Genomic DNA, 24,353 nt, shown 5'->3' with positions numbered 1-24,353 from the left:
TAACTTGTGCATAAGTTGTGATTATTCTATATATAGTAGCGTATATTACACATAACTATGTGGATTAAATAATTTGAAATTGTGGACAGTGTGGAAAAGTCTGTTGATATGTTGATATTACTAGTTTTATAGTGTGAATAAAGTTGTGGGCATTTTTTGTCGAAAAATAGCACTTGACCAATATATATGAAAAATAAAGGCGAGTAAAGAAAAAAGCCATATGACAAGCATATGGCTAAAGGTGCCAGGTACTAAAACAATTCTGAAAATTATGAGGAAAAATCCACGACAGAACGTAAGACGAAGGCATTCCGCGCGATAGCGAGGGTTGCGGCTTACGTGTGTGCCCGCGGAAAGCGAAGTGGATTTTTAAGATTTAGGAGCTTATATTATGCAAGGTATTTATGTTTAGTGCCAAGTACTTAAAAGATTATACAGTTGCTATACGATTTACAAAATAATATTTTCTAATTCTTCATTTAGCTCAAGCCATTCCATTTCAATGACTTCGTGCTGTTCTTTAACAGTAGCTAACTCATTTTGTAGTTGTGTAATTTTCTCATGGTCTGTGAAAATTTCAGAATCGCAAAGTGCTTCTTCTAAACGAGCAATTTCTACTGAAGCCTTCTGCATGTTGACTTCTAGCTCTTCAATAGTTCTTCTAATTTGGCGTTCACGCTTTTTTGCCTCTTTATCAATTGTTGAAGTAGAGGTCTTTTCAGATGCTGTTGATTGTAGTTGTGACTGAGAAGCTGCTTTCATTTGAGCAATTTCGTAAAGCTCCTGTTTTTTCTCAAGATAATAATCATAATCACCTAAATACTCAAAAGAACCTTCTCCAGATAGCTCAACAACTTTGGTAGCAATTCGGTTAATGAAATAACGGTCATGTGATACGAAAAGGAGCGTTCCAGGATAATCAATTAGGGCATTTTCTAGCACCTCTTTACTATCCAAATCTAAATGGTTGGTAGGCTCATCGAGAATTAAGAAATTCGCTTTTTGCATCATTAACTTTGCCAATGCCAGTCGAGCTTTCTCACCACCAGATAAAGAGTTTACCGTTTTATCCACATCTTCGCCGCTGAATAAAAAGCGACCAAGTACAGTGCGAATATCTTTTTCATTCATTAATGGCCATTCATCCCATAGTTCCTTTAAAACGCTCTTGTTGCTAGATAGTTTCGCCTGTTCTTGATCGTAATAGCCAATTTGCACATTAGTACCATAGCGGATTTCCCCTGCAAGTGGGGACAAATCTTTTACTATGGTTTTTAATAATGTGGATTTGCCCACACCGTTTGGTCCGACTAATGCGATGCGGTCTTCACGAAAAGTTCGTAGTGTTATGCCGCTAGAAATTTGCTTGTCACCGTAGCCAACAGCTAAGGCATCAATAGAAAGCACATCATTTCCACTTTGCCGTTCAATTGTAAAACCAAAGCTAGCGGACTTTTCATCTCCTTCAGGGGAGTCCATCCATTCTGTGCGTTCAAGCATTTTGCGCCGGCTCTGTGCCATTTTGGTCGTCGAGGCACGGGCAATATTTTTTTGAATAAAATCCTCTAGCTTGGCTTTCTCATCTTGTTGGCGTTCAAACATTTTCATATCGCGCTCATAGTTTTTTGCTTTCTCATCTAAATAGGCACTATAGTTGCCTGTATATTTTGTGACGCGATGGCGAGATACTTCATAGACGATAGAAACAACTTGATCTAAGAAATAACGGTCATGGGAAACAATTAAAATAGCGCCTTCATAGCCTTTTAAATAATTCTCTAACCAAGATAGCGTTTCAATATCTAAATGGTTGGTAGGCTCATCGAGAATTAATAAATCGGGCTTGCTTAGTAGCAGCTTAGCAAGAGCTAGACGAGTTCGCTGGCCCCCTGACAAGGAGCTAATTGGTTTTTCATAATCCTCTGGGTAAAATTGCATTCCATGAAGAACAGAGCGTGTATCAGACTCGTACTGATAGCCACCTGCATCTTTAAAATCATGTTGTAATTGGTCATATTCGGACATTATCTTTGTATACATGTCAGAGTTATCGTAAACGGCTGGATTAGCCATTTGTTGTTCAAGGGAACGTAATGCTTTTTCTTGTGAAAGAAGCGGTTCGAAAATTGTCATCATTTCGTCCCAAATTGACAACGTAGAATTTAGTCCAGCATGTTGTTCCAAATAGCCGACTTGTACACCTTTTGGAATGATAATATCGCCAGCATCATATGACAATTGACCAGCAATGATTTTTAGTAAAGTGGATTTACCAGCACCGTTACGTCCTACTAATGCGACACGATCACGGTGTTGAACTTCTAGTTTTACGCCACTTAAAATTTCATCGGCAATAAAGGATTTATATAGTTGATTGACTTGTAATACAATCATTCTTGACACCTCAATTCATTCTTAGTGTAAATGATGAGGGATTTGCTTGCAATGTCAGTGCTTTACTTATTCCAAGCTGTCATGTAAGATTGAAACGATTTCTCTTTAGTTAGTGGCGTAAAAAACGCCGTTAACTAAAGGGAAATCCACCAGTGGATGTCACAGATTACCGCATAATCTTGGAAAATATCTGGACGCAATTACACAGTGATGTAATTGATTTGTATAAGCATGTTTCAAAAGAATATTCAAATGCACTTCTGTGGATTTGATGTGTTTATAAGGAGGAAAAAGTTTGAAACAAGAAGTGAAAATTCCACAAGCCACAACTAAAAGACTTCCTCTTTACTATCGATTTATCCAAAACTTTGCGCAAGAAGGAATGGAACGTATTTCATCGAAGGAATTGAGCGAAGCGATGAAAATCGACTCTGCAACGATTCGTCGTGATTTCTCTTATTTTGGTGCGCTTGGGAAAAAGGGATATGGCTACGATGTACAACATCTATTGACATTTTTTAGTCAAACACTAGATCAGCATGAAACAACAAAAGTAGCATTAATCGGTGTGGGGAACTTAGGTAATGCCTTTTTAAAGTATAATTTCCAGAAAAATCATAATACGCACATTGTGGTGGCATTTGATTCGAAGGCGCCTAAGGAAGGGAAAATGATCAGCAATATTCCTGTGTATCATCCCGATTTACTAGAAGAAAAGTATGCTGAATACGGGGCAGACCTAGCTATTTTAACAGTATCTTCACGCTCTGCTCAGAAGATGGCAGATCGCTTAGCAGCAATGGACGCAAAAGGTATTTTAAACTTTACACCAGAGCGAATTACTGTACCCGATTCTATGAAATTATTAACAATAGATTTATCAGTTGAATTGCAAGCGCTTATTTATTTAATAAGAAATAGCGATAAATAAGTGCATTCACAATTTTGTAAACAGTTACAATTGATGGCGTTCAAACTATCTAAATAAATTCGCCAAACCTAAAAATTTAAGTTAAAATGATATATATATAAGAGGAGGTGGCTGTAATGGTTGTGCACTTAAGTGCTATTACACCAGTTGGCCTAGTTATTATCGGTGTGGTTGCAATTTTAATTTTCGGACCAAAGAAATTACCAGAGCTAGGTAAAGCTATGGGTTCTACACTTCGCGAATTTAAAAATGCAACAAAAGGTCTAGCTGATGACGATGATGATGCAAAAAAGAAAGTAATTGAACATAAAGAAAATGATAACGTTAAGTAAGTTAAGGATGTCAATTTAATATGAATCCAAGAGAATTAACTGTTACAGAGCATTTAGTAGAACTAAGAAAACGGCTCTTTATTTGTGCTGTTTTCTTTGTTATTGCACTTATTGTTGGCTTTTATCTAGCTGAACCAATTATTAAATATATTCAATATAGTAAAGAAGCAGAGCAACTAACTTTAAACGCGTTTAATGTGACCGATCCTCTTGTTATTTACCTACAAGTGACGGTTTTTGTAGCGTTCGTTTTAAGTTCACCATTGCTTCTTCATCAAATTTGGTTGTTTATCACACCAGGTTTACATGAGACAGAACGTAAGGCTACTTTAAAATATATTCCTTATTCGTTTATTCTATTTATAGCAGGTGCATCATTTTCTTATTTTGTGTTGTTCCCATATGTTATGCATTTTATGATGGGCTTATCTGCGGATTTAGAAATCAAACAAACAATAGGGATTAACGCATATTTTTCATTTTTGTTTCGCCTAGTTATGCCTTTCGGAATCGTTTTTCAGTTACCTGTTGTAACGTTATTTTTAGCACGTTTAGGTATATTAAATCCTGAATTAATGGTGAAGTTCAGAAAATATGCATATTTCGTGTTAGTTGTGATAGCGGTATTCCTTGCACCACCCGACTTTATTTCAAATGTTATTGTAGCAATTCCGCTATTTGTAATTTATGAGATTAGTATTATTATAGCGCGCAGGGGCTATCGTAAATTTTTACAAGCTGAAGCAATGCAGTTAGAGGAAGAACGGATAGCAGCAGAACGTGAGCAAGTGGAGCGTTTGTTAGCTGAGCAAAAACGACAAATAGAAGAAATGAATGACTAATTTAAAAAGCTGGATGTGATGACCACATCCAGCTTTTTTTATTGCATTTTTTGCAGTTCTTGTAAAAACTTTTGCAACGGTTCAGCGTTTAATTGGATAAGCGTTACAAAGCCATTTAGCATAATGTGCGCAATAATTGATGTCCATATCCGTTTTGTTTTGTGGTATAGGAAAGCAAAGATCAAACCACAAATGGTATACAACAGGATGTGTGAAAAATCAAAATGAATCAGTGCGAAGAAAATAGCACTAACAATGGCCGCCACCCAGAAATTCGTTGTTTGAACAAGTGAGCCGAAAATAACGCGACGGAAGACAAATTCCTCTAAAATGGGACCAAAGACAACAATCGCTAAAATGGCAATGGGTGCACCTTTAGCTATCGCTACGATATCAGCAGTGTTTTGTGAGCCACCCTCGATTCCAAAAACAGCCATTTCAATAGCTGCTCCAATCATTTGGCCGAAGAATACAAGGAAGAAACCTAAAACGCCCCACATAATTGTAAGCGGGATAGACTCTTTTTTACCTTGATAGACATCCCAAAACGTTTTATCGCGAGTGGTTAAAATCAAACTTATAATCAATGCAATCGCAAAACTGAGTGCGATATACCAGCCTTGTGTGATAGGAGCTGCTTGTTCGTGAGATAAGCCTGTTGTATTCATCACGAATTGATGGAACGGTAAAAGCAACCATCTACCTGATACTTGCATGATAATGTAAACGATTAAAACGTAAAGAGCAGTTTTTTTATGCTGAACGCTTTTTAGAGAATTATTCACAGTCAAAATCCTTTCCATTCATAAGCTTCCTTTCTATTGTAGAGGAATATGGAAAGAAAACAAAATTTTTCGAAGTTCTCGCTTGCAAAAAAAGAATTGATTGATTATCATAATAAATGTATTAGCACTCGTTGATATAGAGTGCTAATAAACTTTCAACTAATATTTAAATTAATAGGAGGTTGTTTTACTTGTTAAGACCACTAGGAGATCGTATTGTCATCGAACTAATCGAGGTAGAAGAAAAATCTGCATTTGGGATTGTACTACCAGACTCTGCAAAAGAAAAACCGCAAGAAGGTAAAGTAGTAGCAGTTGGGACAGGTCGTGTTTTAGAAAACGGACAACGTGTAGAGCTTGACGTTAAAGTTGACGACCACATTATTTTCTCTAAATACGCAGGTACAGAAGTTAAATATGAAGGCAATGAATACTTAATCTTACGCGAAAGCGATATTCTTGCAATTATTGGATAATTATTATTATATGAATCAAGCTTAACGAATATTCCATTTCAGGAGGGTAAATTCAAATGGCAAAAGACATTAAATTCTCAGAAGAAGCTCGTTCATTAATGCTTCAAGGTGTAGATAAATTAGCAAACGCAGTGAAAGTGACATTAGGTCCTAAAGGTCGTAATGTCGTGTTAGAAAAAAAATTCGGCTCACCATTAATTACAAATGATGGTGTAACAATTGCAAAAGAAATTGAACTTGAAAATCCATACGAAAACATGGGTGCAAAATTAGTAGCAGAAGTTGCTTCTAAAACAAATGAAATTGCTGGTGATGGTACAACGACTGCAACAGTTCTTGCTCAAGCCATTATCCGTGAAGGTTTGAAAAACGTAACAGCTGGTGCAAACCCTGTTGGCATCCGTAAAGGGATTGACAAAGCGGTAGCAGCAGCGCTGACAGAATTACACAGCATTTCTCGTCCGGTAAGCAACAAAGAAGAGATTGCACAAGTTGCGGCAATTTCAGCAGCAGACGACGAAGTAGGCCAACTAATTGCAGAAGCAATGGAACGTGTTGGTAATGATGGTGTTATTACAATCGAAGAATCTAAAGGTTTCACAACGGAGTTAGATGTAGTGGAAGGTATGCAATTCGATCGTGGTTATGCATCACACTATATGGTAACAGATACAGATAAAATGGAAGCCGTTCTTGAGAACCCATACATTTTAATTACAGATAAGAAAATTACAAATATCCAAGAAGTTTTACCACTATTAGAACAAGTGGTACAACAAGGTCGTCCACTTTTAATGATCGCAGAAGACGTTGAAGGTGAAGCTCTTGCAACGCTTGTTGTAAACAAACTACGCGGTACATTCAACGCTGTAGCAGTAAAAGCGCCAGGTTTCGGTGACCGTCGTAAAGCAATGCTAGAAGATATTGCAATCTTAACAGGTGGTCAAGTAATTACAGAAGAATTAGGTTTAGACCTTAAAACAGCTGATATTACATCACTAGGCCGTGCAGCGAAAGTTGTTGTCACAAAAGACAACACAACAATCGTAGAAGGTGTTGGCGGCGCAGATGCAATCGAAAGTCGCGTAGGCCAAATCCGTGCACAACTTGCTGAAACAACTTCAGAGTTCGATAAAGAAAAATTACAAGAGCGCTTAGCGAAATTAGCTGGTGGTGTAGCAGTGATTAAAGTTGGTGCTGCAACAGAAACAGAACTAAAAGAGCGTAAACTTCGCATTGAAGATGCACTGAACTCAACACGTGCAGCAGTTGAAGAAGGTATTGTATCAGGTGGTGGTACTGCACTTCTAAACGTCTATGCAGCAGTTGAAAAAGCAGCTGACGCATTTGATGGCGATGTAGCAACTGGTGTAAAAATCGTACTTCGTGCGTTAGAAGAGCCAGTTCGTCAAATCGCAAACAATGCAGGTCTTGAAGGTTCTATCATTGTAGACCGTTTAAAACGCGAAGAAATCGGTGTTGGTTTCAACGCAGCAACAGGCGAATGGGTAAACATGATGGAAGCAGGCGTAGTAGACCCAGCAAAAGTAACACGTTCAGCACTACAAAACGCAGCTTCTGTAGCAGCTTTATTCTTAACAACAGAAGCGGTTGTAGCAGATATTCCAGAACCAGCAGCACCAGGCATGCCTGATATGGGCGGTATGGGTGGCATGGGCGGCATGATGTAATAAGCCGTCAGCCCCTTGCTAGAAGGGTTTGTAATAGGTGAAATGCTAGGATTTTAACGAAGCCTCTCATAAGTTCATGGAACTTGTGAGAGGCTTCTTTTTTTGTATGTCCATGAAAACAGTTCTGGACAATGATCGTACATAGGAAACAATAAGAAAATCTTAAGAATTGGTGCATGAGTTTGTTAAGATTTAGTTAGTATTATATTTTTATACGAATCCAATAGGAGTGATTACAGGAACCTAAAGAGATGGAGGATTGAATGTAGTTGAACATTTTGATTTGTGATGATGATAAAGAAATTGTAAGGGCAATAAGCGTTTATTTAGAAAATGAGGGATATAAAGTATTTAAAGCGTACAATGGTGTGGAGGCAATTGATCTTATTCAAGAGCAAGTGATTCACCTAATTATTATGGATATTATGATGCCAAAAATGGATGGCATTACGGCGACCATGAAGATTCGGCAAGATAATATGATTCCATTAATTATGCTTTCTGCTAAGTCGGAGGATTATGATAAAATACTCGGATTAAATATTGGTGCAGATGATTATATGGCAAAGCCGTTTAATCCATTAGAACTGGTCGCTCGAGTGAAATCACAGTTAAGAAGGTATACGGCATTTGGCAGTCTAGAAGTAAGTAGCCATATTTTCCAAACGGGTGGTCTTATGATAGATGATGAAAAGAAAGTCATTACGGTTGATAAACAAGCTGTTCATTTGACCCCAGTACAGTATAAAATTTTAAAGCTACTTACAGCCAATACTGGAAGAGTATTTACCATTGAAGAGATTTATGAAAAGGTGTGGAATGAAAGCGCCGTTAACCCAGAAAATACGGTGGCAGTCCATATTCGGAAAATTCGAGAAAAAATTGAAATTAATCCGAAAGAGCCGAAGTATTTAAAAGTTGTGTGGGGAGTTGGGTATAAAGTTGAGAAATATTAGTCATGCACTGATTACAAAAGTGATTGTGTTTCTAATTGCTATCGCTTGTTTAACGGGTACAGCGAAGGCTATTATGGGCATGGAATTAAATGATGTTTATCTTAGTAATATCAATGAAGATAATTACTTTGAAAGTCAAGTATTCGCTGATGAAAGTTACAGCATTATAGCTTCGTTAGCGCAATTAATCGGACAATATAAAAGTGAAGAGTATATTTTAAGTGGTAAGGCACTAACAAAAGAAGATAGAAGAGCAATTGAAGAAGAGTTATATAATGATTTCCGATATTCATATAAATACAATGGGAATTTGAGTGAGTTGGAAAATAGACGCATATATGAAAAAGAGTATGCAGATGACATCAAAAGTAAAAAAGAAGAAAGTGCGAAGGAACAAGTACGTGTTTTTTATCGTTTACTCAACACTTTAGAAGCATCTGAAGGAATCGTCTATTATGCAAGTGACGGTAAACATATCTTCTCCAATAGTGAACTAAATAAAAAAGAACAATTTACATCATTTGGCGCCTATATGCTAGTTGATGATTATCAACAGAAGCTGTATCCAACAGAAGTAGGAAAAAGTAAGTACGTAGATTATGTTACACAAGAAGTGGAACAGTTAAATCCACAAACAGACGTTATTTATGTGGCGTTTGAAGAATCTTTCTTACAGCAAAAAATGCAGGAATGGCAAAAAGATAAAGCGATTGCCAAACGTTTACTGAATGAGTTTATGTTCTATCTAGCAGGATTTATTGTATCTTTTGTTTATTTAATAATTGTTATTGGCAGAACGTCATTCAAAGATAAAGAACTGCATTTACATGTTATGGACAAATTATATAATGATTTAAATATTGTAATCCTCGTATGTTTAATCTCTATGTGGATGGCTATGATTATTGAAGTGTTACGCAAGATGAACTTGCTTCTGACGGTGCCTATTTTTATAATTGCTTTGTTACTAGTCTTATCACTCGTAAAGCATATTAAAAATCGAACATTACTGCAGTACACACTTATCTATCAAATTATTAAAAAATGTTTTATTGTGGTGAAAAACATTTTTGATAATGGGAGTACAGCGGTAAAAATTGTGTTACTTGTTATCGGCTATCCTTTAATAGTAGTGGCTACATTTTTTATGTTTCCTATTACACTAGGCGTAGCAGCCTGGTTGGCTATGAAAAAGGTGAAATCGTTTAATCGCATTAAAGAAGGCGTAGAGCAGATTAAAAATGGTGACCTTCATCATCGAATTGAAGTAGATGGAAAAGGGGAGTTTAGCCAACTTGCCATGAATATTAATAGCATTACCGATGGTTTAAAAAAGTCGGTGGATAGTGAAATCAAGAGTGAGCGTTTAAAAACAGAGCTTATTACGAATGTTTCGCACGATATCAGAACGCCATTAACGTCTATTATTACGTATGTCGATTTATTAAGAATCGAAGAAGACCCGGAATTAATTGCTGAATATATTGATGTATTAGATCAAAAATCGAAAAGGCTCAAGCTTTTAACGGACGACTTGTTTGAAGCGGCTAAAGCGTCAAGTGGCAGTATGCCTGTTCAATTAGAACGAATTGATATCGTTTCGTTACTAAAACAAGGCATAGGAGAGATGGATGAGAAAATCGAAGCAGCATCCTTAGATTTTAAGTTAGCCCACCCAACAGAAAAAGTCTATGTGAAGGCTGATGGTAAGCTTCTATGGCGCGCCATTGAAAACTTATTTTCGAATATTTTTAAATACGCGCTGCCTGCATCTAGAGTATATATTGATGTTGAAGATTTAGGTAATGAACTACAAGTAACATTTAAAAATATTTCAGCGTATGAATTAAATATTTCAGTCGATGAGCTTATGGAACGTTTTACACGCGGAGATGAATCTAGATCGAGTCAAGGTAGCGGATTAGGGTTATCGATAGCTGAAAGCCTTATTCAAATCCAAGATGGAAAGTTCTTCGTTCAAGTAGATGGCGATTTATTTAAGGCGATGATTTACCTTCCAAAATTTCAAAATGAATAAAATAGTGAAGGAATAGGATGCATAAAGTGTGTCCTATTCTTTTGCAGTTGTTGTCCAACAACTATTGAAATAATTTTTTCTTGTTCTTGAAATCTTTGACTTCTGCAAATAAGTTCGTTATAATTCGTGATGTATTATAAAATGCGTAAAGGAGGACTATTAAATATGACACTACGATTCCCAACTTTGAACCAATAATTGAATATGGTCAAAGGCTCTGTTTGTGTATGCAGAGTAAACGGAATTAGTCTGTCTTGTTTTAATATACCTCATTTCATATTTGTGAAAATACAATTCCATCATTTTATGAATCTTTCCCATATATCACACTTCGAAATATAGGAACGATTGTTTAATCGATGGAAAAATATGCAATGTTAGAAAGGCGACTTTGTTCAACCTTTCTTTTATTTTTGTCTAATTACACCTTTTTTGATGGTATCAAAAGTAGGTGTTTTATGCCCTATGGCTAACTTCATAAAAATAGGACGGTTTTTTCCCTTTACTTTTGAGATCACAGGCAGATGTTTGTGATCTTTTTGTTTTCTATAGTGGGTATTATGAAAAGCTCTGACGCTAAACAAGGTGGTGAATTCCCCAATGGTATATGAACTAGGAAGGATTGGGTAGGATTTGTTTGGAATATACAAATTTTTAAGCATAGGTTACTGATCATAATGAAATCTATGAAGCATTTTTTAATATGACTATTCGTAAGGAGTAAATAAATGAATCAAAATCAAACGGTGAAATATGAATTCCTATCACAGGACCCCAATGTTAAAACATTACCCATCATGTTGTCGTTAATTATCGGTGCGTTCTTTGCTGTTTTAAACGAAACATTGTTAAACATTGCCTTAACTACATTAATGCATGAATTCCATATTACCTTGCCAACCGTTCAATGGATGGCAACAGGGTTTATGCTTGTCATGGGTATAGTCATTCCAGTCTCTGCATTGATGTTGCAGTGGTTTACAACAAGGCAATTATTTCTTGGTGTGATGGTCACGTTCACAATTGGAACGATTATTTGTGCTATTGCACCTAGTTTTCCGGTTTTATTGGTAGGGCGTTTAATACAAGCGATTGGAACAGGGTTGTTAATGCCCATTATATTTAATGTGTTTCTTTTGTTATATCCACCAGAAAAGCGCGGGAAAGTTATGGGTATTGTAGGTCTAACGTTTACGTTTGCACCGGCAATTGGACCAACTTTATCTGGGGTGATCGTAGAATATTTAGGTTGGCGCTATCTATTTATTATTGTTATTCCTTTTGCCATATTTTCAATTGTTTTTGCCTTTAAGTATTTAACAAATGTTTCGAAAGTTACAAAACCTAAAATTGATTTTCTATCATTGCTTTTTTCAACGATTGGGTTTGGAGCAATTATTTACGGGTTTAGTGCTGCTGGTGAAAAAGGTTTCCTTAGTTCTAGCGTTTATCTGACGATTATCATTGGAGTCATAGGTGTTGTCTTGTTCTCGTTAAGGCAATTTAAGCTGAAAGAGCCTGTTATGGATTTACGGGTATTCAAATATCCAATGTATACATACGCTGTATTTATGTTTGTCATTATTATTATGGCGATGTTTGCATCAGAAATTATATTACCTATATTTATGCAGGGACCATTAGCTTTGACGGCTGCAACAGCGGGGCTCGTATTACTACCAGGGAGTTTACTCAATGGGCTCATGTCGCCAATTATGGGGCAGATGTTCGATAAATTTGGACCACGTGTATTGATGATTCCAGCAACACTTGTTTTAAGTGGTACCGTATTTACTTTGAGCAGGTTAACGGCTGAAACATCGATTTGGATAATTGTAGTATGCTATATTTTATTAATGCTAAGTGTCTCGGCTATTATGATGCCAGCACAGACAAATGGTTTAAACCAACTGCCTAAATCTTTATATCCACATGGAACGGCAGTGATGACTACTTTACAGCCTGTTGTAGGCGCTATTGGTGTTGCTGTTTTTATTAGTATTATGAATACCAAACAAAATCATTTTTTACAAAAGGCAACAAATCCGAGTGATCCGTCTACAATTAGCCAAGCAATGGTAGCTGGTGTGGAACTTGTTTATCTTATTGCCTTTATTATCACGATAGTAGCGATTATTTTAGCATTTACTGTTTATCGTGCGGTGCCTAAAGAAATAGTTGAAACACACTCTGAAACGAAATCTTAGCATAATCTCGGTTGAATACTGCCCAATACTATAGTTAACGTTAAAAATAAAAGCTTCTCATCAGTTGCATCAACTTTTGAGAAGCTTTTTATTTACGCTAATTAAAGAAAAAACGGTAATCTAACAATCGCTTTTCTAGTTTGTTGTGATGCTGAATTATCGTTTAAAGACAGCTAGTTATTGACCTTCAACCTTTAAAACTTCATATTGGAAACCCCGATAAATGTAATGTTGTTTTTGATACATGTCTCTCGGTGTATCTTCACCATCTGCTACTAAAATAACGGTTTTTTGCTGAAAATTTTGCATTACATATTGCTGAAGTTGCGTACCTATTCCTTTCCGTTGATAAGCCTCTAGTACAAATAAATTATCAATTTCAACTGTCGTATCTTCTTCAATTAGCTCTGTAGAACCAACTGGGATGCCTTCATAGTAAGCAAGGAGTTGATGTTTCTTCGAATCGTGAAAACGGTGTTTGAGTAAAGCTTGTTTTTCAGTGGCAAAAGTTTCACCATATCTTAAATCTTCTTTGTACTGCAGTGTTAAAAATGCCTCTAAATTGTCGTCAGTCACAGGTCGAACTTCAACATGTTCATTTACCTTTGCAGGGAAATGGCTAGGTTCAATTGTATATAACTCTAAAAATCCAATATCATAGTTTTCATCCGTTAAATAACCGTGAATAGCGCTCGGAATTTTTTCATTAGACGGGAAAATAAATTTTAAATGTCGCTGATTATGTTGTTGGTGATAGGAGCGTAGTAAATGCTCCATTTTCTTAAATGTCGTTAATGCAGGCATTGTTTTAAATAAAATAAAATTGCTATCATAACGGCTCAGCATTTCTGGATAATGCACATGCCGATACATTTCGTCTTCATAAATGATATGGCCAATTTTTTCTATATGCTCAAAAGTAATATCGTTCATTGTAAATCTCCTTATTATGCATGACTTGAAAAAGGGTAACGATTGAAACTTTATTGCTATTAGTGTGAATACTATGGCACTTGATAGCAATAGAATTCTAAATGATGCACATCTTCGCTCCAAGGCGATAAGTAACTGACATCTAAAAAAGACAAAGGGCATCAAGAGAGTGACATCTTGATGCCTTTTGACGTACGCTTCAGCCAAGGAATAGCAGCGGAATGTTTATTAAATTCCTACATTATCGTACTTGTAACAGGCGTTGGCTCAGGGAAATAACCTAATTGAATGCCATAACCAATCATTGTACGGATAAAGGCTGGATTAGGCTCTGCGCATGTAATATCCGTATGCTTTAAAAAGTCCTGTGTTTTATCACTATTCATTCTAAATGGTGAATCGCTTGGGCCATCACCGTCAAGCTGTGCAATGGCTAATGATAAATAATCTTGTAGTTCTTCTGGATGCTCCGAGTGTAATAGCCAATCTTCATATTCTTTCGCCGTAACAATTTCTAACGCATAGCCCATATCTTTGATAGCCTCAACAAAATCGAGATAAAGTAACGGTACCGGGTTACATAGATGGAATATGTGCCCATTTGATTTTGGCTGACGGGCTAGTGCTACAAGTGCTTGGCTTGCATAATTAATTGGCGTAAAATCGACATGCCAATGAGCTGACGGGGTTTTTCCTAAGTAAAGCATTGATTTTACCAGACGATAAAATGCATTATCATCTATATTGCGTTGGAATTTCCCTGTCTGTGAATGACATGTTAAATTGCCAACACGATAAATTGAGACAGGAATACTATCATTCACTGCATTTCTAACGAGATTTTCAGCATCTAACTTACTTTGGTTATAGACATTTGAAAGTGCAACATTGTAATCGAAATCACCAAGTGCTTGTTTGTCTCCCCATTGTGTTGCCGCAAGCTCCTCAGGGATACCTATTGTTGAAACATAATGGAAATGTACACCCATTTTACATTTAGCAAGCTCCAGCAAGTATCTAGTGCCTTGCACATTGACATCGTTAAAATGACTTGCTGCTCCGAAATGTCTTACATCTGCACCGCAATGAATTATAGCGTCGATTTTTTCAGTAAGAAGCGCGTGGTCTTTAGCAGATAAATCAAGTTTTGCCTTACTTAAATCGCCTTGGATGACCGTCACTCGTTTTTGCAGCATCGGGATAATAGCATGTCCAAAATAAAATAACATGCTATCTTTTAATTTTTCATCAGGCGTTGTCTGTGCACTTTGTCGAATTAAACAATAAACATGTGCGTTCGTATTCATTAAAAGCTCATATAACACATGACTACCTAAATAACCTGTTGCGCCAGTTAACAGTACCGTTTTCATCGCTAAAGGTGTGACATTGTGAGCAGTAATAAGACGGCTTGGTTCCATTAAATCTTTCCGTACTAAATCAGTTTTTGGCTGGGATACCTCATTTGTTTCAGGTTGATAAGTACTAATATAATAATCTAATTCAGCAATCGTATGGTATTGGAAAAAGTCTTGAATTTTTAAAAATGGAATATGTTTTTTCACTTGTACTAAAATCTCAAGTATTTTTAAAGAATGTCCACCGATATGAAAGAAGTTATCGTGAATGCCGACACGTTCAACATCTAGCACTTGCTCCCAAGCACTGGCTAGTAGCTGCTGTATTGTATTTTCAGGCGCATCATAATGACTTGGTAGCGGTGTTGTTACCTTCAGGGCAGCTAATTGCTTTCGATCAATTTTGCCAGTAGGAGATAATGGCATTTCCTGCACTTCAAGTAAACGTTCAGGCACCATATAGTCTGGTAAAAGATCTGCTAAATAATGTCGAAGTGCTTCCTGTTCCACCTTCATACCACCGAATACCGTGTAATAGGCAAACAAGCTATTATTGCCATCGTCCTTTTTTTTGGCAAGGATTACAGCTTCTTGGATGTTAGGGTGATTACTTAACACCGTTTCAATTTCCCCAAGCTCAATGCGGAAACCGCGCACTTTGATTTGAGAATCTTTGCGTCCTACAAATTCAATTACGCCACTTGGCAATAAACGAGCTAAATCACCTGTTCGATACATCAACTTCCCAGATTTAGTGGACAAATGTGGGACAAACGCTTCAGCAGTTTTTTCAGGCTGATTTAAATAGCCAGCAGCTAGTCCTGCGCCAGCAATATAAAGTTCACCTGCTTCATTGGCAGGGCATAGCTGACCGTAGGTATTAATAATATACATCTCATAATTGGCAATCGGTTTGCCAATTGGAATACTAGCATGATGTTCGATAATTGTATCCGGTACTTTGTAATACGAGGATAGCACGGTACATTCTGTCGGTCCATATACATTGATGATTGCAGTAGTCGTGCCGAATTTTTCACGCCACTTTTGTATAACCGCAGGCATAAGGGCTTCCCCACCTACAGACAAATATTTAAGAGATGATAATTGATATTGGTAATCGCTGGAGAGATGCGTTGCAAGCTGCGTAAAGAATGCATTTGGAATAGTGGCTGTTGTCACTTTTTCCCTTGCAATCATCTCAGCGAATGCTTCAATCGATATGCGTTCCATACTTGTAAGCATATGTAATCGAGCGCCAGAAAAGAAAGCAGTAAATGTTTCCGTGACGGATGGATCAAAACTATAGGAGATAAATTGCGAAAAAACATCATTTTTACTTGCTTGGTAGATTCTTTGATTATCAGTAATTAAGTTAATCACAGATTCATGCTTTAGCATGACGCCTTTTGGCTTGCCTGTCGAGCCAGATGTATAAATAATATAGGCTAAATCGGCAGGGCTGAGATCAATGTAAACATTGTCTTTTGGGAATGTGATTTCCATGCGATTCAGTGTAAACACTGTACGACATTGAAAATCGTTATGTAATAAATTAGTAAGTAACGCTGTATGTTCTTCTTTTATTAATATGAATGGTGCTCCTGAATCATTTAAAAGGTATTGACAGCGTTCTTTTGGATAGCTCGGATCTATTGGAACGTAAATACCTCCTGCTTTTAGAACGCCAAGTAAACTGATAACAGTATCCTGACTACGTTCCATAACAATAGCTACTTTGTCGCCCTTTTGGAGACCATTGTCTAGTAACATATGGGCAACTTGATTGGAGCGTTCATTGAGCTGACGATAGGTGATCCGACCACCATTAAAAGACAGGGCAATTCTTTCTGCGAATCGTTCCGCTGATTGATAAAATACACTAGGGATTGTTTGATCTTTCGCATAAAAGGCTTTTGTTTGATTTAAAACTTGATATAATACTTTATCTTCCTCTGTTAACAGTTGTGTACAATTGGATGGTAACGTCTGTTGTTCTTGGGTGTTTGTTTGATAATGTGCTGTAAATAAATCAAGGTCTTGTTTTAATTTCAATCATAACAACTCCTATTTTTGAAAGTAGGGGATTGTTCCCCTTTAGTGCAATTAGAAGTAACTTTATTATTGATAGGATTAGACATTGCTATTTTTTCTTATTAAACAGCCTTGTCGATGTTTTTGCATCGACAAGGTTGTGGGATTACTTGCTCTTTGTTTATTTTCAGTGCTTTCATTACATCTATTTTACAATAAATGTATTTACAACAGTTAATAATTCACCTGATAAATCAGATAATACTTGTGCTTCTTCTGAAACTCTTTGCACGGTATTTAGCTGACTAGCGGATGTTTCGGCTACTGCTCTTGTATTGTCTCGAGAACTTACTGAGAAGTGTTCCATATCTTGAACAGCTGAAGTAACTTCTTCCATACCTGCTGCCATTTCTTCAATCGTTGCTGATAATTCTTGAATTTGCCCTGTAACATGGTGAATTGAAGTTAAAATTTGGCTAAATGATTTTTCGGAATCATTAATCATAATTAAGCCATTATCCACTTCTTCTACAGCATGTATCATGACCTTTACAGATTCATTTGTATCTTGTTGAATACGAGTAATGAGCGTAGAAATTTCTCTTGCCGAAGCTTCTGATTGTTCGGCTAGCTTCCTCACTTCATCGGCAACAACAGCAAAGCCACTTCCTGCTTCGCCTGCGCGAGCAGCTTCAATCGCAGCATTTAATGCAAGCAGATTTGTTTGGGAAGCGATACCTGTGATAATGCCGACGATTTCTTCGATTTTGCCGGAATGTTCACCAAGCATTTTTACAGATGATGCGGAATGATTAACTGCCTTACTAATAGCATTCATTTGGGCTACAGATTTGCTTGTTGAATCATTACCTTTTTCAGCTTCTTCCGATGCTAAAATAGAAGATTCAGAAATTTGATTGGATGTCATAGCAATGCGTTGAATACCAATACTCATTTCCTCAATTGTAATAGAACTTTCTTTAGCTTTTTGCACTTGTATATCAGCACCACTAGCAATTTCTTGCATTGACGAAGCTACATTATTGTATGAATCTGTTGCTTCTTGCATATTGCTTGATAAAACTTGTGCAGAGTTTGAAACACGTGAAGAAACATTTGTTGCACTTTTAATAACAGTTTTTAAGCTGTCAATCATAACATTGAAATTAGTTGTTAGTACGCCAATTTCATCATTTGAGTGAACAGGTAACGCTTCAAGCTCTAGGTTACCTTCCGCAACTTTTTTAGATTGTAAAGATAGCTGTTGGATAGGTGTTAGCTTCTTTCTTAATAGTGTATATACCACGATAGAAGAACCAATTAGGAATAGTACAGTTATTAACAGAATCCATAATGCTTCTGATAATGCTTTAGCATTTACCATAGATACATCATAATCAATGGCGTAAGCAGCTACAACGGAACCATCTTTATCTAAAATCGGCGTAAGACCTGTTTTATAGCTTCCAAACTCATCTTTATAAATATCTGTAGCTGTTGCTTCTTTTGTTTCAAACACTTCTTTTATTCTTGCAAGAAAATCTGGGGAAAGTCCCATGGCAACCATGTCTTGGTTATACTCTGCACCTACTTCAAGTACGCTTGTGGAAAGAACCGGTGCGTTAATATTTTCACCATCTACTGTAATAAGAAAGAGATTGGTAATAATGTCTGATTCCTCGTTAATGGCATCCATTTCCTTCGTTAAATGTAGGACATCATTATTGTCAGCATTTGGGCTTTCTAGTACGGATTTCAATGTCTTTTGGTCTATTGTCTTAGACAAAATCATCCCTTTATCATAGAGCGATTGGTCCATATCTTTTAAATTACTGTTTTTCACTATATAATAGGCAAATCCCGTAGTAACTAGCCCAAATAATAGTAAAATACTAACCATGATGACGGTTAATTTCTTGCTAATCGACATTTGCTGTTTCTTATTTTTCTTCATATCTCTTCCTCCTAAAATTGTATACAAGACATATTTCAAGCGAAAAAGGGACGGCCGATAATACGAAAGTCAAATGTAATGGGAATAGTACAATGTTACAATTGACTGTTATGATATTCAAATATATGGAATTACCTTATACTTTTTATCATTATTTCTTTGATTGTAAAATAATCCATTCATCCCCTAACATTAATCAACTATACTGCCAAAAAATACGATTCACAACCCAAAAATCCTCCTATTTAAAGTGTGAAATTTCGGTGAGCGAAATAATATATAGTGTTTTTATATCAATGTTTTCGGATGGTTATGCACATAATTAACAGAAAATATAATAATAATAGTATATTTTGTTTCTGGGACTAGCTGCTAAAATAAAGTGTTTATTATTCTGGACAAATATTATAACCAACATAAGCGAAAAAATTGTTGGTGGTCATTGTTATGTAAAATTAAAGGCTTTCCATTTGTTCATTGCTGAACTGATGGAAAGCCCTTTTTTATCTTGGATTACCAAATATGCCAGGTAAAATATCAGAAATACCTGGAGGTGTTAAACGAGGGAATCCTGGTAATTGCCCGCCTGGAAATGGAGGAGGTGGGAATGGCTGCGGTGGATATGGACGTGGTGGATATGGTTGCGGCGGATGCGGATATGGTGGATACGGTTGCGGTGGGTACGGTTGTGGCGGATGTGGACGAGGAGGAGGATATGGTGGCGGGTAAGGGGATGGATAAGGAGGTGGATAAGGTGGCGGATATGGTGGCGGATATGAGCCAGGAGGCAAACCTGTCCCTGCTGCGGCAATTTGATTAACATCAACTGTAATAATTTGTCCAGAATCTAGCTGAATTTCTGCAGTTCTTCCGTCTTTTCCAAATGTTCGAATTAAAGTACCAGAATAAGTACCAGTAGGGAGTGTAACCCATATTTTCATTCCAGGTCGGAATTGCTGATTAAAATCTTCAGGGGCTAATCTTGGATAGACCAATAGAACACACCTTTCTTCATTTTTCTTTTCTAACATATGTCCCATATTATCTTTGTCATAGGCATATGGCATAAGACAAATTAGAAAGTATAGGCATTATCGCACTATTTGTTATAAAATATATCGATTTTAATTATAATAGGAAGAAATGACTGAAAAGGATGTTTGAAATGGCAATTATCAAAATGAAAAAAATAAAGATACAAAATTTAAGAAATGTACGCAATGGTGAGCTCACAATAGCGGTGAATTTTGCTTCGCTTATGACAGCGAATGTAGTGGGGGTATATGGGCAGAATGGTTCAGGGAAAACAACCATTGTCGATGCATTTAGTTTGTTGAAGACCATTATTTCTGGGTGGATTGCTGAAGTGAAATTGCCATCACAAGATAAACGATTAATTATGGCAGGGGAAAAAACTGCTAGTCTGGATTTTGAATTTCTAGTGGACAACCAATTCGGCACATTTTTTGTCAACTATTCCGTAACATTGCAAGAAGATGAAAAACGACTGTTCATAATTGCGGAGCGCTTGACTTACAGGGAAGATGAAAAAGGAAAACGCTCAAAAGTGTTAGTAAGTGTTGCAGATGAGGATGTTCAAATTCGAAAAAGCTCTTTACGAGATATGAGTGAAAAGATCCGTATAAAGACGCTTGTTGTTCAACAATTAGCACGAAAACAATATATGTCTTTTGTCTTCCATAAGGATTTAAAGCCGTTGCTACAAGAAAAGCTATTAGATTTAGAAATGGAATTGCTTCATAATATAGCAGTCGACTTTAATCGGGACTTACATGTTATTAATAACCAAAATATTGCCCCTTTATTTGAAGAGCGTATTATGCCTTTTAGTATTCATTTAGAAAAAACGCGGGGCTCGATTCCTTATGATTTGAAAGGACCAGCATTATTGCCAGAGAATGCTTTCAATGTGTTATGTGAAGTCATAGAGCAAAGCAACCAAGTACTATCGACCATTATTCCAGGGCTAACGATTAAAATTCACGTTATTACAGAGCAATTATTAGATAACGGTGAAAAAGGCATACGTTTTGAGTTTTTATCCAAACGGGGTGAGCGGGAATTACCGTTACGAACTGAATCGGAAGGAATATTGAAAATCATTGCTGTGCTTAGCGTTTTAATAGCTGTTTATAATAATCCGACTGCATGCGTCGTAATCGATGAATTAGATTCGGGTGTATTTGAATATTTGTTAGGTGAGTTGTTAACAGTGATTGATGAGGGCGGAAAAGGACAGCTTATTTTCACGTCCCATAATTTACGTGTGTTAGAGGTGCTTGCCATTAAAAATTTATGGTTTACAACAACAAATGAGGATGATCGATATATGCAGCTAAAGGGCATTAAAGAGGTCAATAATGCGCGAGATGTCTATTTGCGTGCGATACAGCTTGGCGGACAGGATGAGGAAGTGTATAAAGAAACGAAAACGTTCAAAATAAAACGTGCTTTTAGAAAAGCTGGTGTGCAACATGACTAGAAAAGTACTATTAGTGATTGTTGAAGGTCAAACGGAGCAAATCATTTTAGAAGATTTTTTGGATGAACATTTTTCTGATTCGACGATTCGCTTTGATGTACAGCGAGAGGATATTTTGACGAAGTGGGATGCAAAAAAGAGAATCCCCAACATTAAAAATAGTGTTAGCCGAGTCATTCATAACTATCTTGAAAAGTATAAGTTTTTAGCAAAAGATTTAACGGCGGTCATTCATATTACAGATGCAGATGGTTGTTTTATCGCCCCAGAGTTTGTCAAAATCAAATCAGATATGGAGCAAAATTTATTTTACACAGAGGATGCCATTTTAGTAAAAACAGAGAGGCGTAAAGAGCAAATCGAACAGCGTAATGAAATGAAAGCGAATAACGTAAAGATTTTGCTTGCCAATGACCATTTTAGTATTAATCGTTTAAAAGTACCGTATCAACTTTTTTATTTTGCTACAAATTTAGAGCATGTGTTATGGGATGAGCGCAATGAAGTTGCAACAGAAAAAGTGCAGAAAGCAGATGAATTTATGGACAATTTATCGGGCTCTATTAAAGAATATCTTGTGGAGTTTTTGCCTGTTGATGGAACATTAACTTATAGGGAAAAGATGAAAGAAAGCTGGGCGCACTTAACGAAGGGTTGTAACTCATTGCAACGAGGTACAAATGTGCCGTTATTATTTGACATGATTACGTCCAATGTAGGTGACTAATGGACAAAAAGGCTGGGACATAACTAAAAAATTTAAGGAATAGAGGAAAGGTGTTAGTAAATTTTTGCTATTATGGGAACTTGGCTACTTGCAAAAAATAGAAGTGTTTCACTAGTTGTTGGTAGCGGAGGTGGTGACTCCAGCGGGAACAGCACATAATGTTAGACGCTGGCATTCCGCGCGTTAGCGAGGGTTGCGGCTTACTGTGCTGAGCGGAAAGCACCGCCGAAGCGGATAACAACGGCGTAGCGAAAAAGTGTTAGATTGATGGCAGTCAATCTAACACTTTTTCTCTTTTGTCCCACCCTTTTTCAATGAGCTAAAATTTTTATAAAATGTGTAACAAATATTGGATACTAACGACTTATTAAGGAATGTAGAAAGCGGGGTGAAGTATTGCATAAAAATCAATTACAGATTGAGCAACTATATGATGCCTATCATCGTGATGTCTACCATTTTGCGCTTTATTATACAAATAGCAAACAAGAAGCGGAAGATATTACGCAAGAAACTTTTTTAAAAGTACTTAAACAATTACATCACTTAAAGGATGGAGAGAAGGTAAAAACGTGGATTTTAACGATTGCACGGAATACAGCAGTAGATATACATAGAAAACAAAAGATTAAGCGTTTATTGACAGAGAAACTAACTAAACAGCCTATTTTAACAGAAGGCATAGAACCTCCTACTATAGTTGAAAAAAACGAGCAATGGCAAATTGTACAGCAAGCATTAATGACATTAAAGTCACATGATCGAACAATCATTATATGTCGTATGTTAAAGGATTACACAATTCAAGAAACAGCAGCTATTCTTGGTATTTCAGAAGTGAAGGTACGCGTTGACTTTCATCGTGCAATGGCAAGACTTCGTAAAAAAGTAGGGAGGAGAAATTGATGGAAGATCGTGAGTTATTTGATACATTAAAAAATCGTCCCGATATTGAGCCAGAGCAAGCATTTTCAAGTAGCCTACGTCGAGAGTTAGAAAACAATCCAAAATTAAAAACAAAAAAATTAACTGTTGCACCACTTCTCACAATCCCTATGACAATAGCTATTTTTGTTTTTTTATGGATGATTACTACAGGTCAAACGTTAGAAATAAGAAGTACGGCATCACCTATTATCAGTCAAGAGAAAACAATGGTGTTTACTGGAGGGTTGTTTGTATTACTCTCCCTAGTGTTATTTATTATTTTTGTGTTTAGCAAGGGTTATACAAAAGGGAAACTGGTCTTTATAACATTTGCCTTGTCATTGTGTGTATGGGTGGGGAACCTAGTATACGCTAATTGGTAGCGTGTAGCTGAACCGATTGTAGTACCGTCTCAACGTGATACTTATGTATCCACTGCTAGTAGATTTTTAGATAGAGACAGTGAAGTATTACTACCACTTTTCATTCGAGATATAGAACTTTGCGGGAGGGGAACGTTGATGAAAGATCCTTACAATAATTTATATAATGGGTTATGTTTTATTTTTTTAGACTTAAAATTTTTTGGACTACCTGACATTTTTCCTGATTTCTTTGGTTATATGTTTTTTGCTTATGGCATTCATTTATTGCCGTCAATTCGTAAATTGAAGTATTGGACGAGGAACTTTGCGATGGTTTTAACTGTATTGTCCTTTGTTGTGGAACTGGACCAATGGACGGGGACATTGCTGTTAGGACAAATCGGAGTACAGTTGCTGCAATTTTTATTGATACTTTTCATGTATTTTCTATTTCAACTGTTATTGCATATTCATGGAAATAAAGCTTTCGAGGCGAAAACATTTAGAACATATCAAATATATATGACGCTTATGCTATGTGGTTTTGTTATACAATCATTTGCTATTAACTTAGATGCCAATTTGCAAGAGGTGGCGCTTACTATAAGTATTCTACTACAGCTTATAGCTTTTATACTGTTCGTCTTTTATTGCCGTTCAGGTAGTAAATACTTTAAAAGCAAACAACAAAGTAATGTCCAATCATTTTAATAAATTGTTTGAGTGCCTGGCACTTACCATAGTTTGAGTGCCTGGCACTTACCATAGATACTTAGCATAATATCGGCTCCTGAATCGTAAAAATTCACTACGCTTTCCGCGGGCACGACGTAAGCCACAACCGTCGCTGTCGCGCCGCCTGTTGCGTCTTACGTTACGTGCGTTCCCGCAGGAGTCTTC

General features: G+C 36.7%; 19 protein-coding genes. 13 read left to right on the top strand and 6 right to left on the bottom strand.

The features are described 5' to 3' along the window. Positions 1-450: 450 nt before the first annotated feature. A complete protein-coding gene (locus T479_RS20355) occupies positions 451-2,394 on the bottom strand; it encodes an ABC transporter ATP-binding protein (protein ID WP_025220695.1) in 1,944 nt (647 codons plus the stop codon). 295 nt (positions 2,395-2,689) lie between these two features. Between T479_RS20355 and T479_RS20350 the strand changes: the two genes are divergently transcribed. The 3 genes from T479_RS20350 (at position 2,690) to tatC (ending at position 4,499) form a co-directional block, all read left to right on the top strand. Further along, entirely contained in the window at positions 2,690-3,325 is a 636-nt protein-coding gene (locus T479_RS20350) for a redox-sensing transcriptional repressor Rex (RefSeq protein ID WP_024363929.1), read from the top strand. A gap of 116 nt (positions 3,326-3,441) precedes the next feature. Next, positions 3,442-3,657: a twin-arginine translocase TatA/TatE family subunit gene (locus tag T479_RS20345; protein WP_024363930.1), complete on the top strand. Its 216-nt coding sequence runs from the start codon at positions 3,442-3,444 to the stop codon at positions 3,655-3,657. A gap of 20 nt (positions 3,658-3,677) precedes the next feature. Then, positions 3,678-4,499 (top strand): twin-arginine translocase subunit TatC, encoded by an 822-nt coding sequence (gene tatC / locus T479_RS20340; protein ID WP_024363931.1) that lies wholly within the window; start codon positions 3,678-3,680, stop codon positions 4,497-4,499. A gap of 38 nt (positions 4,500-4,537) precedes the next feature. Here the strand turns inward: tatC and T479_RS20335 are convergent, their stop codons facing one another. Next, positions 4,538-5,302 carry a CPBP family intramembrane glutamic endopeptidase gene (locus T479_RS20335; protein WP_024363932.1) on the bottom strand — a complete coding sequence of 255 codons (765 nt, stop codon included), beginning with the start codon at positions 5,300-5,302 and terminating at the stop codon, positions 4,538-4,540. A gap of 173 nt (positions 5,303-5,475) precedes the next feature. Between T479_RS20335 and groES the strand changes: the two genes are divergently transcribed. From groES to T479_RS20310, 5 genes are all read left to right on the top strand, one after another. Next, a complete protein-coding gene (groES, locus tag T479_RS20330) occupies positions 5,476-5,760 on the top strand; it encodes a co-chaperone GroES (protein ID WP_024363933.1) in 285 nt (94 codons plus the stop codon). 56 nt (positions 5,761-5,816) lie between these two features. Beyond that, entirely contained in the window at positions 5,817-7,451 is a 1,635-nt protein-coding gene (groL, locus tag T479_RS20325) for a chaperonin GroEL (RefSeq protein ID WP_024363934.1), read from the top strand. Between the two features lie 269 nt (positions 7,452-7,720). Continuing rightward, on the top strand, positions 7,721-8,407 hold the full coding sequence (locus T479_RS20320) for a response regulator transcription factor (protein WP_024363935.1): 687 nt from the start codon (positions 7,721-7,723) through the stop codon (positions 8,405-8,407). Beyond that, a complete protein-coding gene (locus T479_RS20315) occupies positions 8,394-10,445 on the top strand; it encodes a HAMP domain-containing sensor histidine kinase (protein ID WP_227665385.1) in 2,052 nt (683 codons plus the stop codon). The genes T479_RS20320 and T479_RS20315 overlap by 14 nt, the downstream gene beginning before the upstream one ends. A 728-nt stretch (positions 10,446-11,173) precedes the next feature. Further along, a complete protein-coding gene (locus tag T479_RS20310; protein ID WP_025220693.1) occupies positions 11,174-12,652 on the top strand; it encodes an MDR family MFS transporter in 1,479 nt (492 codons plus the stop codon). A 177-nt stretch (positions 12,653-12,829) separates the two neighbouring features. On the opposite strand, the gene T479_RS20305 is transcribed toward T479_RS20310, so the two are convergent. The 4 genes from T479_RS20305 to T479_RS23395 all read right to left on the bottom strand — a co-directional run bounded on the left by T479_RS20305 (position 12,830) and on the right by T479_RS23395 (position 19,926). Further along, positions 12,830-13,585, bottom strand: a complete 756-nt coding sequence (locus tag T479_RS20305; RefSeq protein ID WP_025220692.1) for a GNAT family N-acetyltransferase — start codon at positions 13,583-13,585, stop codon at positions 12,830-12,832. A gap of 236 nt (positions 13,586-13,821) precedes the next feature. Beyond that, positions 13,822-16,998 (bottom strand): non-ribosomal peptide synthetase family protein, encoded by a 3,177-nt coding sequence (locus T479_RS20300; protein WP_025220691.1) that lies wholly within the window; start codon positions 16,996-16,998, stop codon positions 13,822-13,824. A gap of 184 nt (positions 16,999-17,182) precedes the next feature. Then, positions 17,183-18,931 carry a methyl-accepting chemotaxis protein gene (locus T479_RS20295; RefSeq protein WP_024363940.1) on the bottom strand — a complete coding sequence of 583 codons (1,749 nt, stop codon included), beginning with the start codon at positions 18,929-18,931 and terminating at the stop codon, positions 17,183-17,185. Between the two features lie 503 nt (positions 18,932-19,434). Beyond that, entirely contained in the window at positions 19,435-19,926 is a 492-nt protein-coding gene (locus T479_RS23395) for a hypothetical protein (protein ID WP_081769932.1), read from the bottom strand. Positions 19,927-20,096: 170 nt separating this feature from the next. On the opposite strand from T479_RS23395, the gene T479_RS20285 reads away from it, so the two are divergent. The 5 genes from T479_RS20285 (at position 20,097) to T479_RS20265 (ending at position 24,164) form a co-directional block, all read left to right on the top strand. Next, positions 20,097-21,434 carry an AAA family ATPase gene (locus T479_RS20285; RefSeq protein WP_025220689.1) on the top strand — a complete coding sequence of 446 codons (1,338 nt, stop codon included), beginning with the start codon at positions 20,097-20,099 and terminating at the stop codon, positions 21,432-21,434. Further along, positions 21,427-22,161: a hypothetical protein gene (locus tag T479_RS20280; RefSeq protein WP_024363943.1), complete on the top strand. Its 735-nt coding sequence runs from the start codon at positions 21,427-21,429 to the stop codon at positions 22,159-22,161. The genes T479_RS20285 and T479_RS20280 overlap by 8 nt, the downstream gene beginning before the upstream one ends. A 396-nt stretch (positions 22,162-22,557) precedes the next feature. Further along, the gene (locus tag T479_RS20275; protein WP_024363944.1) at positions 22,558-23,067 is read left to right on the top strand and encodes an RNA polymerase sigma factor; all 510 of its coding nucleotides are present in this window, start codon (positions 22,558-22,560) and stop codon (positions 23,065-23,067) included. Then, complete coding sequence (locus tag T479_RS20270) at positions 23,067-23,471, top strand: hypothetical protein (protein WP_025220688.1); 405 nt, start codon at positions 23,067-23,069, stop codon at positions 23,469-23,471. The genes T479_RS20275 and T479_RS20270 overlap by 1 nt, the downstream gene beginning before the upstream one ends. Positions 23,472-23,609: 138 nt before the next feature. Next, a complete protein-coding gene (locus tag T479_RS20265) occupies positions 23,610-24,164 on the top strand; it encodes a hypothetical protein (RefSeq protein WP_025220687.1) in 555 nt (184 codons plus the stop codon). The last annotated feature ends 189 nt before the right edge of the window (positions 24,165-24,353 follow it).

The sequence above is a fragment of the Lysinibacillus sphaericus genome, from assembly GCF_000600105.1.
Lineage (GTDB): Bacteria > Bacillota > Bacilli > Bacillales_A > Planococcaceae > Lysinibacillus > Lysinibacillus sphaericus.
Note: the sequence above shows the minus strand (reverse complement) of the source record. Positions and strands in the feature narration are given on the sequence as shown.

Bases quoted from the DNA above. Each gene is read 5' to 3' on its own strand.
- groL (WP_024363934.1), top strand. From the start codon at position 5,817: ATGGCAAAAGACATTAAATTCTCAGAAGAAGCTCGTTCATTAATGCTT.
- T479_RS20305 (WP_025220692.1), bottom strand. From the start codon at position 13,585: ATGAACGATATTACTTTTGAGCATATAGAAAAAATTGGCCATATCATT.
- T479_RS20285 (WP_025220689.1), top strand. From the start codon at position 20,097: ATGGCAATTATCAAAATGAAAAAAATAAAGATACAAAATTTAAGAAAT.
- T479_RS20355 (WP_025220695.1), bottom strand. From the start codon at position 2,394: ATGATTGTATTACAAGTCAATCAACTATATAAATCCTTTATTGCCGAT.
- T479_RS20265 (WP_025220687.1), top strand. From the start codon at position 23,610: ATGAAAGATCCTTACAATAATTTATATAATGGGTTATGTTTTATTTTT.
- T479_RS20345 (WP_024363930.1), top strand. From the start codon at position 3,442: ATGGTTGTGCACTTAAGTGCTATTACACCAGTTGGCCTAGTTATTATC.
- T479_RS20295 (WP_024363940.1), bottom strand. From the start codon at position 18,931: ATGAAGAAAAATAAGAAACAGCAAATGTCGATTAGCAAGAAATTAACC.
- T479_RS20280 (WP_024363943.1), top strand. From the start codon at position 21,427: ATGACTAGAAAAGTACTATTAGTGATTGTTGAAGGTCAAACGGAGCAA.
- tatC (WP_024363931.1), top strand. From the start codon at position 3,678: ATGAATCCAAGAGAATTAACTGTTACAGAGCATTTAGTAGAACTAAGA.
- T479_RS20310 (WP_025220693.1), top strand. From the start codon at position 11,174: ATGAATCAAAATCAAACGGTGAAATATGAATTCCTATCACAGGACCCC.
- T479_RS20270 (WP_025220688.1), top strand. From the start codon at position 23,067: ATGGAAGATCGTGAGTTATTTGATACATTAAAAAATCGTCCCGATATT.
- T479_RS20335 (WP_024363932.1), bottom strand. From the start codon at position 5,302: ATGGAAAGGATTTTGACTGTGAATAATTCTCTAAAAAGCGTTCAGCAT.